The sequence below is a fragment of the Vreelandella halophila genome (genome assembly GCF_019903425.1).
Taxonomy (GTDB): domain Bacteria; phylum Pseudomonadota; class Gammaproteobacteria; order Pseudomonadales; family Oleiphilaceae; genus Halospina; species Halospina halophila.
Window position 1 is genome coordinate 2458683 of record NZ_JACHUZ010000013.1, and the last position, 15441, is coordinate 2474123.

At 63.6% G+C, this 15441-nt stretch carries 17 protein-coding genes; 12 read left to right on the forward strand and 5 right to left on the reverse strand.

What is annotated here, in order from left to right:
* Nucleotides 1-31: 31 nt before the first annotated feature.
* A complete protein-coding gene (locus tag H4I92_RS15700) occupies nucleotides 32-2098 on the reverse strand; it encodes a ComEC/Rec2 family competence protein (RefSeq protein ID WP_179105743.1) in 2067 nt (688 codons plus the stop codon).
* Nucleotides 2099-2150: 52 nt separating this feature from the next.
* On the opposite strand from H4I92_RS15700, the gene H4I92_RS15705 reads away from it, so the two are divergent.
* Nucleotides 2151-2684 carry a DUF2062 domain-containing protein gene (locus H4I92_RS15705; RefSeq protein WP_077531806.1) on the forward strand — a complete coding sequence of 178 codons (534 nt, stop codon included), beginning with the start codon at nucleotides 2151-2153 and terminating at the stop codon, nucleotides 2682-2684.
* Here the strand turns inward: H4I92_RS15705 and H4I92_RS15710 are convergent.
* A complete protein-coding gene (locus H4I92_RS15710) occupies nucleotides 2665-3354 on the reverse strand; it encodes an ABC transporter ATP-binding protein (RefSeq protein WP_077531467.1) in 690 nt (229 codons plus the stop codon). The genes H4I92_RS15705 and H4I92_RS15710 overlap by 20 nt on opposite strands.
* Nucleotides 3347-4588, reverse strand: coding sequence for a lipoprotein-releasing ABC transporter permease subunit (locus tag H4I92_RS15715; protein WP_077531468.1), 1242 nt, complete (start codon nucleotides 4586-4588; stop codon nucleotides 3347-3349). The genes H4I92_RS15710 and H4I92_RS15715 overlap by 8 nt, the downstream gene beginning before the upstream one ends.
* A 92-nt stretch (nucleotides 4589-4680) precedes the next feature.
* Here H4I92_RS15715 and H4I92_RS15720 point away from each other — a divergent pair, with 92 nt between their 5' ends.
* The 9 genes from H4I92_RS15720 (at nucleotide 4681) to infA (ending at nucleotide 11449) form a co-directional block, all read left to right on the forward strand.
* Nucleotides 4681-5277 (forward strand): PilZ domain-containing protein, encoded by a 597-nt coding sequence (locus H4I92_RS15720; RefSeq protein WP_143512736.1) that lies wholly within the window; start codon nucleotides 4681-4683, stop codon nucleotides 5275-5277.
* Nucleotides 5278-5351: 74 nt separating this feature from the next.
* Entirely contained in the window at nucleotides 5352-5729 is a 378-nt protein-coding gene (locus tag H4I92_RS15725) for a hypothetical protein (protein WP_143512738.1), read from the forward strand.
* 49 nt (nucleotides 5730-5778) lie between these two features.
* The gene (locus H4I92_RS15730; protein ID WP_143512739.1) at nucleotides 5779-6822 is read left to right on the forward strand and encodes an agmatine deiminase family protein; all 1044 of its coding nucleotides are present in this window, start codon (nucleotides 5779-5781) and stop codon (nucleotides 6820-6822) included.
* Entirely contained in the window at nucleotides 6815-7717 is a 903-nt protein-coding gene (locus H4I92_RS15735) for a carbon-nitrogen hydrolase (RefSeq protein ID WP_077531471.1), read from the forward strand. The genes H4I92_RS15730 and H4I92_RS15735 overlap by 8 nt, the downstream gene beginning before the upstream one ends.
* On the forward strand, nucleotides 7717-8634 hold the full coding sequence (locus H4I92_RS15740; RefSeq protein WP_218668238.1) for an AAA family ATPase: 918 nt from the start codon (nucleotides 7717-7719) through the stop codon (nucleotides 8632-8634). Before H4I92_RS15735 ends, H4I92_RS15740 begins: the two co-directional genes overlap by 1 nt.
* 69 nt (nucleotides 8635-8703) lie before the next feature.
* Entirely contained in the window at nucleotides 8704-9648 is a 945-nt protein-coding gene (gene trxB / locus H4I92_RS15745) for a thioredoxin-disulfide reductase (protein WP_077531472.1), read from the forward strand.
* A 9-nt stretch (nucleotides 9649-9657) separates the two neighbouring features.
* The gene (aat, locus tag H4I92_RS15750; RefSeq protein WP_077531473.1) at nucleotides 9658-10371 is read left to right on the forward strand and encodes a leucyl/phenylalanyl-tRNA--protein transferase; all 714 of its coding nucleotides are present in this window, start codon (nucleotides 9658-9660) and stop codon (nucleotides 10369-10371) included.
* Nucleotides 10368-11108, forward strand: a complete 741-nt coding sequence (locus H4I92_RS15755) for an arginyltransferase (RefSeq protein ID WP_077531474.1) — start codon at nucleotides 10368-10370, stop codon at nucleotides 11106-11108. Before aat ends, H4I92_RS15755 begins: the two co-directional genes overlap by 4 nt.
* Before the next feature lie 122 nt (nucleotides 11109-11230).
* Entirely contained in the window at nucleotides 11231-11449 is a 219-nt protein-coding gene (gene infA / locus H4I92_RS15760; protein ID WP_077531475.1) for a translation initiation factor IF-1, read from the forward strand.
* A 103-nt stretch (nucleotides 11450-11552) separates the two neighbouring features.
* On the opposite strand, the gene clpA is transcribed toward infA, so the two are convergent.
* Together clpA and clpS are read right to left on the reverse strand one after the other, a co-directional pair.
* Nucleotides 11553-13838: an ATP-dependent Clp protease ATP-binding subunit ClpA gene (gene clpA / locus H4I92_RS15765; RefSeq protein ID WP_077531476.1), complete on the reverse strand. Its 2286-nt coding sequence runs from the start codon at nucleotides 13836-13838 to the stop codon at nucleotides 11553-11555.
* A 14-nt stretch (nucleotides 13839-13852) separates the two neighbouring features.
* Nucleotides 13853-14206 carry an ATP-dependent Clp protease adapter ClpS gene (gene clpS, locus H4I92_RS15770; RefSeq protein WP_077531808.1) on the reverse strand — a complete coding sequence of 118 codons (354 nt, stop codon included), beginning with the start codon at nucleotides 14204-14206 and terminating at the stop codon, nucleotides 13853-13855.
* A gap of 314 nt (nucleotides 14207-14520) precedes the next feature.
* Between clpS and H4I92_RS17040 the strand changes: the two genes are divergently transcribed.
* On the forward strand, nucleotides 14521-14841 hold the full coding sequence (locus tag H4I92_RS17040; RefSeq protein ID WP_077531477.1) for a cold shock domain-containing protein: 321 nt from the start codon (nucleotides 14521-14523) through the stop codon (nucleotides 14839-14841).
* A 126-nt stretch (nucleotides 14842-14967) separates the two neighbouring features.
* Nucleotides 14968-15417 (forward strand): NUDIX hydrolase, encoded by a 450-nt coding sequence (locus H4I92_RS15780; protein ID WP_077531478.1) that lies wholly within the window; start codon nucleotides 14968-14970, stop codon nucleotides 15415-15417.
* Nucleotides 15418-15441 lie beyond the last annotated feature (24 nt).

Genomic DNA, 15441 nt, shown 5'->3' on the forward strand with positions numbered 1-15441 from the left:
TTCTCCATGCCGTTGAACAAGCGCCGACACTTTAGCACAGGCGCACCTTCTGGCCACAATCCCGCGCGGGTTCCACGCGCCACCCGCCCTCTTCCGGCAGCAATCGCAGTTCCCCGGTTCGAGGAGTGAACAGCACCCGCGTATCCGCTTTTTCGTAACGCTCAAGAGCCGGCGCTCCGGCTTCCCCCTGATACCAGTCGGGCGGCGCGATCACTGACACCACCGGCGACAGCGCCTCGATGAAACCAAGCTGGGAGGACCGCCCCTGGCCACCCCTTGGCGCCACCAGAAGATCAACCTCACGGCTCCGGCCGAGCTCCCGCAGAAGCCGCCTTTCCCCGCGACGGTCCACAGGGCCGGTAAGCAGCGCTGTGTGCTCTCCACGGCGCAGCAACAGACTGCATTTGCCGCCGGCAGCCAAACCACGCAGGGAGGCATGCCCCCTGCCCGCCTGCTCCTCCAGTCTGCATTCAGAAGCCGCGGTCACACGCCTGATCTCCGGAAGCCTGGGGGAGGTCCAGTGCCGTTGCGGATCCATTCCGGGATGGCCAAGCACCAGCTGGTCAATCGTGCCAACCTCCAGGGCGTCCAGCCAGGCGCCGATGCGATCGCGGGTAATGGCCCGGGTCCGCGCACCGGGGTCGCGCCCATCAAACAGCACCGTCCGTTTGCCTTCCCGCACCAGCACCACTGGCCCGCCCACGCCATCCGCTATCCGCAGCTCATGGGCATCCGCAACGGGTGCCCCTGCCTGGTGCGCGGAGAGCGGAAGCAGGCACACCACACCAGTGGCCAGCACACGATAGTGCCAGCCAAGCGGCAGGAGCGCGCACAGCACCACGCCGGCACCCAGCAGTGCGATGCCCGGGGCAGGCACCGGCAGTTCAAAGGCCCACTGTTGAGCCCACCCCAGGAATGACCAGAGGCCGGTGACCGCCATGTCCACGCCCGGAACCACCCAGCTTGCGGATTCCGGATGGAGCAGCAGCAATGGAGCGGCAACCAGAATCACGGGCATCACCACAATGGAAAGCCAGGGAATGGCAACCAGGTTCACAGCAAAGGCGACGCCGGAGGGAGCCATTCCATGCCACAGAAGCAGCGGTGCAAGGCCGGCCACCACTGAAAACTGGGCCAGGACCAGTCCCCTTACGGCGCCAGGGGATCGGAAGCGGGCACCCAGCCCGAGTATGAGACAGGCAACGGCCCCGAATGAAAGCCAGAACCCCGGCCCCCAAAAAGCCCGTGGCTCCAGCATCACCACCACCATGAGCGCCATCAGCCAGCCATCCCAGAGCCGCCACTGGCGCCCGGAGGCCAGCATCCAGCCTGCCACGGCCACCATCACCAGCGCCCTCTGGGTCGGCACGGTCAGACCGGCGAGCAATGCGTAGCCCATCGCCACCAGCCCCACCAGCGCAAAGGCAACCAGCCGCCCGGCTGTGGGTCGCTTGTGAGCAAGGCGGGTGATGGGCACTCCCAGGGCCAGGCCGGCAATGGCTGCGACCAGGCCAACGTGCAGGCCGGATATGGCAACCAGGTGCTGTGTGCCCGTGGCATCCAGCCGCGCCCAATGCTCTTTCTCAAGACCCGCCCGGCTGCCGAACAGCAGCGCTTCCACCAGCTCCGGGTTGCGCAGACGCTGCCCGTGGCGACTGAGGCGATGGATGAGAGCAATGCGGGCCGAATGATAATGGCAGGCGGGTCCACAGGCTTCCGGCGCCGGCTCCATGCTTCGGACCCTGGCAACAGCGCCGATGCACTCACGCCAGAGCCATCGCTCGAAGCCACCACCACCCGCATTCAGTGGGCCATGAGGCGGATCAAGACGGGCTTCCACAACCAAGCCACCACTGATCCGATGGCGGGATCTGTCGCCTTCCACCGTGGCCCTGATCCGGGCGGGCACTGTTCTTTGGTCTCCCGCTGTACAGAGCACGAAAGCCAGCTGACCGCTGCTGGTGCGCCGGGCCGGCTCGCAGACATAGCCCTTGACGGTGACGACTTCAGACCATGCCTCCGGCTCAGCGGGTGGCTGTACCCCCGGCCATTCCAGTAGGATAAGCACAACTGTCAGCGCCAGCATCCCTGCGCGCATAGCACCCTTCCCTGTCATACCTGTTTTCATTCGGATGAGGTGAGCTTCACTCATGGACAGACGTTTCTTCAAGCGCCTCATCCCGCACCCGGACCAGCTCCGCCGGTTCCGTGCCCTGAAGCTGCTCGGTAACGTCCTGCATGAACCCAACCTGTGGCACATCAACCGCCACTCGGTTTCCAGGGCCATCCTGCTTGGCGTGTTCTGGTGCATGGTGCCCATGCCCTTCCAGAGCCTGCCGGCCGCCATGACGGCGATCTGGTTCAATGCCAACCTGCCGCTGACCCTGATCACCCTCTGGATCAGCAACCCCCTGACAATGGGGCCACTGCTCTACGCGGGTTACGCCGTCGGCGTCCTGGTGCTCGGGCGCCCGGGAGAGGCGGAGCAGTTCCAGCTCAGCTGGGAATGGATCAGCAGCCGCCTGATCGAGGTGGGCGTGCCGCTGTACATCGGGTCCCTGATTCTCGGTGTGGTCTTTTCACTCTGCGCCTATCTCGCCATACAGCAGTTATGGCGGCGGCGCGTGCGCCAGCGCTGGCATCAGCGTCAGCGCGAACGCCGCCTCAGGAATGGGCCTCACTGATCCCGCCGTGATCCAGGCGCAGAACCCGCCCCATCCCCTGCGCCAGTTCCAGGTCATGGCTTACCACCACAAAGGCGGAATCCAGCTGCTCGTTCAGTTCGCGCATCAGGCTCTGGATGCGCTCGCCGGTATCGTCATCCAGATTGCCGGTGGGTTCGTCCATCAGCACGCAGCGGGGATCATTGACCAGCGCCCGTGCGATCGCCACCCGCTGGCGCTCACCCCCGGAAAGCTCCGAGGGCTTGTGCTTCAGGCGCTCGCCCAGGCCCACGCGTTCCAGCAGGTCCCGGGCCTTCGCCCGCGCCTGCCGGGGGCTGTAAGTACCCAATGCCGCCGGGAGGGCCACGTTGTCCAGCGCGCTGAATTCCGCCAGCAGGTGATGGAACTGGTACACGAACCCCAGTGTGCGGTTGCGGAAGCGGCAGCGTTCACGCTCGCGCATGCCGTGGATGTCCTCGCCGTCGATCCAGACCGCTCCCTCGCTGGGCCGGTCCAGCCCACCCAGCATGTTGAGCAGCGTGGTCTTACCCGAGCCTGAGCTGCCCACGATGGCCAGTGTTTCCCCGGGTGCAACGCTCAGGTTCACATCCGAGAACACGCGCAGGGTTTCACGTCCCTCGCGGTAGGTCTTGGCCAGGTCCTGGCACTGGATGATCGGTGTCTCACTCATAACGCAGGGCCTCCGCCGGCTGCACCCGGGAGGCACGCCACGCCGGGTAGATGGTTGCAAGCAGGCTCATGGCCAGGCCCGCGCCGCCCACAATGAGCACGTCGTTAAGCTGAAGCTCGGACGGCAGGTAGCTGATGAAGTACACATCCGCGCTCAGGAACTGCATGCTCAGAACGCTCTCAACCCACTCGATGACGCTGCTGATGTTGAGCGCCAGCAGTACGCCCAGGCCGGTGCCAATCAGGGTGCCGCCCACACCAATCACACCGCCTTGGATGACGAACACCGCCATGATGCCGGCCGGGGTCATGCCCATGGTCCGGAGAATGGCGATATCCGCCTTCTTGTCCGTCACCACCATGACCAGCGCCGAGACGATGTTGAACGCGGCCACCGCCACGATGAACATCAGCAGGAGGCCGATCATGGTCTTCTCCATCTGGATCGCCTGGAACAGGTTACCGTGGGTCTGCGTCCAGTTCATGGTCCGGTAGGCACCCGGCAGCGACTGCGCGATGCGGTTGGCCACCATCGGGGCCTGGAAGAGCTCCTCCACCTGGATCCGCACCCCCTGGGCGCGGTCGCCGAGCCGCAGCAGCTTGCCCGCGTCCCGGTAGTGGATCAGGGTGTAGGTGCTGTCGAGTTCCGCCCCGACGCTGAAGGTGCCTACCAGCGTGAACCGTTTCATCCGAGGCAGCACACCCGCCGGAGAAACGGACGCCTCCGGCAGCACCACCGTCACCCGGTCTCCCATTCGGATACCCAGGCGCCGTGCCAGCGCCTCCCCCAGGATGATGCCGAACTCATCCGCCTTGAGGTTCGATAGACTGCCATGGGTCATGTGTTTCTGGATGATCGAGACGTCGGGTTCATGCTCCGGGTCAACGCCGTTGATGAGTGCGCCCTGCACTTCCCCCCTTCCCGTGAGCATGCCTTCCGCCCGTGAGAAAGGCGCCACGCCCGTCACTTTGGGGTTTGACTCGGCGACCCGGGCCACATCGCGCCAGTCTTCCATGCCCTCGGGGCTCTGGACCACGGCGTGCGGCACCATGCCGAGAATGCGCTCACGCAACTCCCGGTCGAAGCCGTTCATGACCGAAAGCACGGTGATCAGCACCATAACCCCGAGGATCAGGCCCAGCATCGAGACTAGGGAAATGAAGGAGATGAAGTGGTTGCGTCGTTTGGCGGCGGTGTAGCGCAGGCCGATGAATACGGAAAGGGGTCTGAACATAGATGGTTACCGGAATCCTTGGGCAGGTCGGCCGCGCCTGCACTGTCATGAATCACTGTTACACTCAGAGGGATCGGCTCCAGGAGAACGTCATGCCATCAGAACACGATCCCGAGCGTCGCCAGTTCTACCGGATCGAGGACCGCGTGGGCCTCGAGTGCCGTCAACTCGAGGGGGAACCAGACGGTCCCCCGGAAACCCTCTTCGAGGGCGGTGAAACGCTTCCACTGGAGGAGGAGCTGCGCCGGCATGATGCGGAGATCCGTCATCAGCTCGGGCTGCTTTCGGAAAGCGACCGGGTCCTCTCCCAGCTTGCCCGTGCCCTCAACGAGAAGCTCGACACGGTGGCGCGGATTATGACCTTTCAGCAGAATCCCTTGCAAGACAGTGAGTGGGTTCATGTCACCCTCAGTGAGGGAGGCCTCTCCTTCATCACCACGGACCCCGTGCCCGAGCTGGATTCACTGATGGCCGTGCGCCTGACCCTGATGCCCGAACTCAGCCAGGTTGCCGCCTATGGCCGCGTGGTATCCGTGGATGAAACGGACAACGGCAACCGCCTGCACCTCCAGTTCCACAACATGGAGGATGCCGAGCGCCAGCAGATCGCCCGGCATGTGCTCAGGCTCCAGGCCCGGGAGCGCCAGCAGGCCCGACAGCGCCGTGAGCAGCGCGGAGACACCCCCTGACTCGACGCAGCCGCCTCTTACGCTATAGTTAGGGAAACACTCATGGATCACCGAGTCTCACCGGAACCACAATCATGCGTACACTGACTCCCCGACAATTCTGTTGCCGGCTTGCCACGCTCACACTACTGCCTCTGGCGGCATCCTTGGCCCCTGCCCAGCAGATGGCCAACCCCGAATCCGACGCGGACAGCGCTCGCGACCAGCAGGAACAGCAGGCCGAGCGCACCACCCGCCCCCTCAGCCTGAAGATCCAGCAGGAAGGCAATGTCCGCACCCCACGCCGGGGTGAGAGCATGGACTCCGTCGAGAGCCGCTTCGGTGCTCCGGAGTCCCGCCAGGGCCCCGTGGGTGAGCCGCCGATCACACGCTGGCAGTACCCGCGCTTTGTCGTGGTCTTCGAAGGCGAATGGGTCATCGACACCGTCGTGGAGCCTGACAGCACGGACTGAACCCGGTATTGTTACGCGCCCAGAATCGACACCGGAGGTCCCCGGAGCCGTGAGCCGTTTCCGTCTAGCCGCCGAATGGGCAAACCAGGGCTCTGTCCTGATGGCCTGGCCCCAGCCGGATTCCGACTGGGCTGGCCTCGCCGATCGCGCCGAGCCCACCTTCACCGCCATAGCACGGGCGATCCTGGCCGAGCAGGACCTCATCCTCTGCGTCAACAGTGAGCGCCAGTCCCTTGATCTCCATGACCACCTTGTTTCCGGAACGGATCAGGGCCGGCTGCACACCGTGGTCGTGGCCACCAACGATACCTGGGCCCGCGACTTCGGTCCCCTGGCGCTGAGCAATGGCACTGAGTGGCGCCTACTGGACGCGACCTTCAATGGCTGGGGCAACAAGTTCCCCTCTGACCTGGATAACGCGGTCAACCAGGCTCTCCACACCCAGGGCGCACTGGGCAGCCTGCCCCTGGAAAGTGACTCCCTGGTGGTGGAAGGCGGCGCACTGGAAACCGACGGCCTGGGCACCCTGCTGGTCAACCGCCCCTGCGTCCTCAACCCCAATCGTCGCAACCCTGAGCCGGCGTTCGAGCGGATGACGCAATGGTTCCATGAGCGGCTCGGCGCGGAGCGCATACTCTGGTTGGATCACGGCCACCTGGAAGGTGACGATACCGATGGTCACATCGACACACTGGCCCGCTTCACCGACGCCGGCCACATCGTCTATCAGGGCTGCAATGCCCCGGACGATGAGCATTACCCGGAGCTGCAGGCAATGGCCCGGGAACTCGCGGCGTTCAGGGATGCCGACGGTCAGCCCTACCGGCTCACGGCCCTGCCCTGGCCGGACCCGGTGTACGACGGCGACGGCAACCGGCTACCAGCCACCTACGCGAACTTCCTGATTACCAACCACTCCGTACTGGTGCCATGCTATGGCGTGCCACAGGATGACGAGGCCTGCCGTGTCCTGGCCGACTGTTTCCCGGATCGCCGGGTTCAGGGCGTCCAGTGTTGCCCGCTGATCCACCAGGGCGGCAGCCTTCACTGCCTGACCATGCAGCTGCCACCGGGAGCCGTGCCCAATGCCTGATAACCGCCCGTTTTCCGCCGCTGCCATCCAGCAGAGCTGTGGTGCGGATCGCGATGCCAACCTGGCCCATTCCGCGCGCCTGATCGAGAGCGCCGCGGAGCGTGGGGCTGATCTGGTGGTCCTGCAGGAGCTTCACACCGGCCCCTATTTCTGCCAGGAGGAAGCCACGGACGTCTTCGACCGGGCCGAATCCATTCCCGGCCCTACCACCCGTTTCCTGGGCGAACTGGCGGCCGAGTTCGGAGTCGTGATCGTGGGGTCCGTCTTCGAGAAGCGCATGGCGGGGGTTCATCACAATACGGCGGTGGTGCTGGACAGCGACGGCAGCCTGGTCGGCCGCTACCGTAAGATGCATATCCCGGACGATCCGGGCTTCTACGAGAAATTCTACTTCACGCCCGGCGATGCCAGCCCAGAGGCCTTCCGTCCCATCGAGACCCGCCTCGGCCGGCTCGGGGTCATGGTGTGCTGGGACCAGTGGTACCCGGAAGCCGCGCGCCTGATGGCGCTGGCCGGCGCCGAGGTTCTGATCTACCCGACCGCCATCGGCTGGGCGCCCGAAGACGATGGCGACGAACAGGTACGCCAGCTGGATGCCTGGGTGACCGTCCAGCGGGGCCATGCCATTGCCAACAACCTGCCCGTGATCGCGCCCAACCGCCATGGCTTCGAGGAAGCCCCGGATGGCTCCGGCAACGGCATTCAGTTCTGGGGCAACAGCTTCATCTGCGGCGGCCAGGGCGAATTCCTGGCGCGCAGCGAGGCGGAGGGCGACGACATCCTCCTGGCGATCATCGACCCTGACCAAACCGACAGCCTGCGGCGTATCTGGCCGTATCTGCGGGATCGCCGCGTGGACGCCTACGAGCAACTGACCCGACGCGTGAGGGATTGATGCAGAACGCCGACCTGATGCAGCAGACCGCCGATCAGCTCAACCGGGTCCTGCTCGGTAAGCGTGAGCAAGTGCGCCTGGCGCTGTGCTGCGTACTCGCCCAGGGGCACCTGCTGATCGAAGACATTCCGGGTATGGGCAAGACCACGCTGTCCCACGCGCTCTCCGGCACACTCGGGCTCAGCTACAACCGGATCCAGTTCACCAGCGACCTGATGCCGGCGGACCTGCTCGGGTTCTCCATGTACGACAAGGAAGCCGGCGACCTGGTATTCCATCCCGGCCCGATCTTCGCCCAGGTGATCCTGGCGGACGAGATCAACCGCGCCTCGCCCCGCACCCAGAGCGCGCTGCTTGAAGCCATGGAGGAACGCCAGGTCTCCATCGAGGGGGAAACCCGCCCGCTGGAGGAGCCGTTCTTCGTCATTGCCACCCAGAACCCGCTGGACCAGCGCGGCACCTTTCCATTGCCGGAAAGCCAGCTGGACCGCTTCCTGATGCGCCTGACCCTGGGCTACCCGGACGAACGCGCCGAGCGTGAGCTTCTCATGGGCCGAGACCGGCGCCACATGACTGCTGAGCTGACGCCACTGCTGTCACCGGAATCCCTCCAGCGGATGCAGGCGCTACTGCCCGAGATCAGCGTCTCCGACACCCTTCTGGATTACATCCAGCGCATCCTCGCCTACAGCCGGGACATCCCGGGCGTTCTGTACGGGCTCTCTCCCAGGGCGGGTCTGGGCCTGCTGCGGGCCGCCCGCGCCTGGGCGCTGCTGGAGGGCCGTGGTCACGTACTCCCGGACGACGTCCAGGCGGTTCTGCCCAGCGTGGTTGAACACCGCCTGGTGGATGACCATCACAACCGGCAGGAGATGCTCTCCCAGCGGATCCTGCGCGACGTGCCCGTTATCGTGTAGCGCCGGCCCCTGCCCCGGCGTTACCATGGGTACCATTGATTGACACCGACTTTCCGATAGAGGAACAGCATGAGCGACAGCAACCATCATCGCCTGATCATTCTCGGCTCCGGCCCCGCGGGCTACACGGCGGCCGTCTACGCCTCGCGCGCCAACCTCAATCCGACGCTCATCACCGGCATCGAGGTGGGCGGCCAGCTCACCACCACCACGGACGTCGAGAACTGGCCCGGCGATATTGAGGGCCTCCAGGGCCCGGACCTGATGGAGCGCATGAAGGATCACGCCCAGCGCTTCAACACCGAGCTGGTGTACGACCACATCAACGGCGCCAACCTGAGCCAGCGCCCCTTCACCCTGACCGGTGATTCCGGCACCTACACCTGCGATGCCCTGATCATCGCCACGGGCGCCAGCGCCATGTACCTGGGCCTGGAATCCGAGGAAAAGTTCATGGGCCAGGGCGTGAGCGCCTGCGCCACCTGTGACGGCTTCTTCTACCGCAACCAGGATGTGGCCGTGATCGGCGGCGGCAACACCGCCGCGGAGGAAGCGCTCTACCTGTCTAACATCGCCAACAGCGTTACCCTCGTCCATCGCCGCGACCAGCTGCGTGCGGAAAAGATCCTCCAGGACAAGCTGTTCGCCAAGGACAACGTCAACATCATCTGGGATCACACCCTGGACGAAGTCCTGGGTGATGCTACCGGTGTCACCGGCGCCCGCCTGAAGAACAAGCACTCCGGCGAAACCCGGGATCTGAATGTCGCCGGCGTTTTCATCGCCATCGGCCACAAACCCAATACCGACCTCTTCGAGGGTCAGATGGATATGAGCGGTGGCTATATCCGGATCCGCAGTGGCCTGGAAGGCATGGCGACAGAGACCAGCGTGCCCGGTGTTTTCGCCGCGGGTGACGTGGCCGACCACGTTTACCGCCAGGCGGTGACCTCGGCCGGGTTCGGCTGCATGGCGGCGCTGGACGCCGAGAAATACCTCGACGGCCTCGCCTGACCAGCGACCATGTCCGCGCTCCCCTGGCTGGACACGCGCTCCCACTGGTTCCCGGATCCGGAAACGGCCCTGGAGGAACCGGACGGGCTACTGGCCATCGGGGGCGACCTGCACCCCGAACGCCTCATCCGGGCCTACAGCCTGGGGATCTTCCCCTGGTTCTCGGACGACCAGCCCATTCTGTGGTGGTCTCCCAACCCGCGCTGTGTGCTCTTCCCGTCGCGTGTTCATATTGCCCGCAGCCTGCGCCGCCGGCTGAACCGGGATGAACTGCGCATCACGGTGGATTGCGCCTTCGAGGACGTGATCCGCGACTGCGGCCGCCTGCGCGCCGAAGGCACCTGGATCACGGGCGACATGGAAGCGGCCTACTGCCACCTTCATGAGCTCGGCCATGCTCATTCCTTCGAAGCCTGGAACGCCGACGGCGAGCTGGTGGGCGGCCTCTATGGGGTCGCCATCGGCCGCTGCTTCTTCGGGGAATCCATGTTCAGCCGAGAGCGGGACGCCTCCAAGATCGTGTTCGTGCACGTGGCCCGTCAGCTTGAACGCTGGGGCTATGCTCTGCTGGACTGTCAGGTGGAAAACAGTCATCTATTGAGCCTGGGCGCCGAACGGATTTCACGCCGGCGCTTTTTGGCTATACTCAGAGAGAAGGTGGACCGTCCCGCCGGGCACGACTGGCGGATGGACTGGTTCTGGGGCCGGGAGTCCGATACATGAGCAGTCTCAAGACGCTGATCTTCTTTGCCACTCCTGAGCATCCGTGCAGCTACCTGACTGACCGTCAGGCAACGACCATGTTCGTCGATCCCCGGGCAGAGGTGGACCGCAACCTGTATACCCAGCTCACGGAGCTGGGCTTCCGGCGCAGCGGCTCCCACTACTACCGCCCGCACTGCCGCGGCTGCAATGCATGCATCCCGGTGCGTATCCCGGTCGCCCGCTTCCAACCGGACCGTTCCCAGCGCCGCGTGCGACGCGACAATCGCGACCTGACCCTGATCCAGACGCCGGTACGCTTCGACGAGGAAATCTACGACCTCTATGAGCGCTATGTTGTGGAACGCCACCACGACGGCGACATGTACCCGCCCAGCCGGGAACAGTTCACCTCTTTTCTGATCGAGGGCAGCATCGACGGCTTCTTCCTGGAGATGCGGCGCGAGGGGCGGCTGATCGCGGTCGCAGTGGTGGATGTGCTCGATACCGGCCTATCGGCCATCTACACCTTTTTTGAGCCCGGCGAGGAAAAACGCAGTCTGGGCACCTTCGCAATCCTGTGGCAGGTCCAGGAGGCCCACAGGCGCGGCCTGCCGCACCTGTATCTGGGATACTGGATCCGCCAGTGCCGCAAGATGAACTACAAAACCCGTTTCCGCCCGCTGGAGCAGCTGGTGAGCGGGCACTGGACCGAGCTGGTCACCAGCGACGGCATCCTGCACAATTCGCCCGCCTGATATTTGGCAATGAACGCAAATTAAGGCAGAATTGCGCCACTCTGCCCCGGCATACGCCGTTTTCTGTTCATTCCCTGCCGGGCGCATACCAGCGTTTCATCAAAGTACGGAGTAGCAACTGAATGGCAAAGTCCGATGCCGTTGAAATGGAAGGCGTGATCGTCGATACCCTTCCCAACACCATGTTCCGTGTGGAGCTGGAGAACGGGCACACCGTTACCGCTCACATCTCGGGCAAGATGCGCAAGAACTACATCCGCATCCTGACCGGCGACAAGGTCAAGGTGGAGCTGACGCCCTATGACCTGAGCAAGGGCCGGATCACCTACCGTTACCGTTAACACCGTCCATTAGCGGGAGCCCCGTCCCGCTGCCGTAACGTTCCGGCATTAAAAAACCCCGGCATCCGAGGGATACCGGGGTTTTCCATTACGGGGCCTGTCGTTATTCGACAGGCTCTGCCGGTTCTTCCGTCTCGAACTCGAACGCCAGGTCGTCGTCCTTCACATGGATGGAGACGTCGCCGCCGTTCTTCGAGAGGCGTCCGAACAGGATCTCCTCCGCCAGACCCTTCTTGATCTTCTCCTGGATCAGGCGGCCCATGGGGCGAGCGCCCATGTTCTCGTCGTAGCCGTGCTGGGCCAGCCAGAGCTTGGCCTCGTCGTCCACGTGCAGAACCACCTGCTTCTCGTCCAGCTGGGCCTGAAGCTCCGTAAGGAACTTGTCGACCACGTGCGAGATGATCTCCGGACTGAGCGAGCGGAACTGGATGATGCCATCCAGACGGTTTCGGAACTCCGGCGTGAAAGTCTTGTTGATGATCTCCATGCCGTCGGTGCTGTGGTCCTGGTTGGCGAAGCCGATGGAGCGCTTGGTCAGCACTTCTGCGCCCGCATTGGTGGTCATCACCAGGATCACATGACGGAAGTCCGCCTTGCGCCCGTTGTTGTCCGTGAGCGTACCGTGGTCCATGACCTGCAGCAGCAAGTTGAACACTTCCGGGTGCGCCTTCTCGATCTCGTCAAGCAGCAGCACGCAGTGCGGGTGCTTGTTGACGTTCTCGGTCAGCAGCCCGCCCTGATCGTAGCCCACGTAGCCCGGAGGCGCCCCGATCAACCGTGACACCGTGTGGCGCTCCATGTACTCGGACATGTCGAAGCGCACCAGCTCGATGCCCAGAAGGCTGGCAAGCTGGCGCGTGACTTCGGTCTTGCCCACCCCCGTGGGGCCGGCAAACATGAAGGCCCCTTCGGGTTTTTCCGGCGCCTTGAGGCCGGCGCGGGCCAGCTTAATGGCGGTGGACAGGGACTCGATAGCCTCATCCTGACCGAAGACGGTCATCTTCAGGTCGCGCTCGATGTTGCGCAGCACGTCCTTGTCCGAGGTGGAGACGTTCTTCGGTGGAATCCGCGCAATGGCCGCCACGATGTCCTCAATGGCGCCTTCGTTGATCACCTTGCGGCGCTTGGATACCGGCAACAGCTGCTGGCGCGCGCCGGCCTCGTCGATCACGTCGATGGCCTTGTCCGGCAGGTGCCGGTCGGTGATGTAGCGCCCGGCCAGCTCCGCGGCACTGCGCAGCGCCTTGTCGGTGTACTTGAGTTCGTGATGCTTCTCGAAGTGGGTCTTGAGCCCCTTGAGGATCCGGTAGGTGTCCTCAACGCTCGGCTCGTTCACATCGATCTTCTGGAAACGCCGCGCCAGGGCACTGTCCTTCTCGAAGATTCCGCGGAACTCCGAGAAGGTGGTGGAGCCAATGCAGCGCATCTCGCCGGAGCCAAGCATGGGCTTGAGAAGGTTGGAGGCGTCCATGACACCACCGGAGGCCGAACCGGCGCCGATGATGGTGTGGACCTCATCGATGAACAGGATCGCGTGCTCGCGCTTCTTGAGTTCCGCCAGCAGTGCCTTGAGGCGCTTCTCGAAGTCACCCCGGTACTTGGTGCCGGCCAGCAGCGCGCCCAGATCCAGCGAGAACACCTCGGCGTTCTTGATCACGTCCGGTACGTCGCCGTCAACGATCTTCTTCGCCAGGCCCTCGGCGATGGCGGTCTTGCCCACACCGGCCTCGCCCACCAGCAGCGGGTTATTCTTGCGCCGGCGGACCAGGATCTGGATGGTGCGCTCCACTTCGTGCTCGCGCCCGATCAGTGGGTCGATATGCCCCTGGGTGGCGCGCTCGTTGAGGTTCTGGGCGTAGGCTTCCAGAGGATTGGAGCTGGTGCCTTCCTCCGCGCTTTCTTCCTGCTGCATCGATTCCGACTCCGAACCACCTTCTTTCTCATCCGGCCCTGACACCTTGGAGATGCCGTGGGAGATGAAGTTCACCACGTCGATGCGGGCAATGTTCTGCTTCTTGAGCACAAATACCGCCTGGCTTTCCTGCTCGCTGAAGATGGCCACCAGCACGTTAGCGCCGGTTACCTCCTTCTTGCCGGAGGACTGCACATGGAACACAGCCCGCTGCAGCACGCGCTGGAACCCCAGCGTGGGCTGGGTCTCGCGCTCACTGTCATTGGAGGGGATCAGCGGCGTCGTGGAATCCACGAAGTCGTTGAGCTCCTCGCGCAGTCGCGGCAGGTCGGCCCCGCAGGCTTTGAGCACGCGTACGGCGGATTCGTTGTCGAGCAATGCCAGCAGCAGATGCTCCACGGTCATGAACTCATGACGCTTGTCCCGCGCGTTACGGAATGCCTCGTTGAGGGTCAGTTCGAGGTCTTTACTGAGCATGGGCCACCCCGGTTTCAGTCAGCTCGTTCAATCTCACACAGCAGCGGATGATCGTGCTCGGAAGCATATTGATTCACCTGGGCCGCTTTCGTTTCCGCTATATCCCGAGTATAGACGCCACAGACCGCTTTGCCCTGAGTGTGTACCGCCAGCATGATCTGTGTCGCTTTTTCCTCCGGCATGGCGAAGAAGGTCATTAGAACCTCCACGACGAAGTCCATCGGCGTGTAGTCATCATTCATCAGCACCACCCGGTACAGCGAGGGGTGCTTGACCTCGGGTTTCTCCGTTTCAACGGCGGTGCCGTCGTCCTGGCCCGGGTCTTCTTCTCCACCATCCTGATTCCATACTAGTAGAGCCTGATCCATCTTTACGAACCTGTCTTCAATCATAATGTGTCGCCATGTACGGATTCCGGCTATGCTCACCATCGCCTGACTGGATTTTATCACGTTCATCCCGCCCGACACCCGCCCAGCTCACCCACGACCAGTCCTCAAATTGGTCATACGTCTCTTGACTCTGGTGGATTTTTGGTCAACAGTTTCCCTGATGATTTTACAAAGCGTTACATTCATTCGCCCATTCGCCCGCTGTGACCAGGAGCGGTTCGGGGGAACCGCCTCCAGACGCCAACCAGGCAGTCGGCAGTCAGGGATTCTCTGAGAGCAAGGAGGAAGTGATGCATCAGGGCAAGGTCAAGTGGTTCAATAACGCCAAGGGGTACGGCTTCATCATTGAGGAGGGAGAGAGCGAGGATCTCTTCGTCCATTTCTCCTCCATCCAGATGGAAGGCTACAAGACGCTCAAGGCGGGCCAGCGTGTTGAATTCGAGAAACAACCCAGTGCCAAGGGCATCCACGCGGTCAACATCATCCCCCATGAAGCGCCGTCACGGCGCAGGGAAGGCAGTGAGACCGCGTCACAGGAAAACAGCACTGCTGCTGGCGCAGGCAACGAGTCGCGTGCACGACAGCCGGAATCCCAGCGGCAGACAGCCTGAATACGCCCCGCTTCCCCTGTCGGGGCATCCATGGTGCCCCGCAATGGTGGTCTGCGTCCGCTCTTCCCTTCCGCCACTCAGCATTCTAGAGTCTGCATCCATCAGTGTCAGACCGGAGTTTGCCCGATGCAGTGGAAGCCCAATGCCACCGTTGCCGTTGTCGTCCCCGACGGCGAATGGTTCCTGATGGTGGAGGAGCACAGCGAAGGCGCCGTGGTTCTCAACCAGCCAGCAGGCCACATCGAGGAAGCCGAATCCATATTGGAGGCCGCGCGGCGCGAGGCCCTGGAGGAAACCGGCTACCTCGTAACGCTTGAGGCCTTTCTCGGCATCTATGTGTTCCGCTCCCCCCACAACGGACTCACCTATCACCGCTATGCCTTCATTGGCCAAGCTGGGCCCAGGGAAACGGACGCCCTTGATGACGGCATTATCGCCGCACACTGGCTCACCCCCGAGGAACTCGATGCCCGCAGTGATCAGCTGCGCAGCCCGTTGGTCGCCAACTGCATCAGTGACTACCGCAGTGGCCGCCGTTTCCCGCTGGATCTGATCCGGGAAATCGAGCCGCAGTGACGCACCCGCGCCAATCCCCTACAA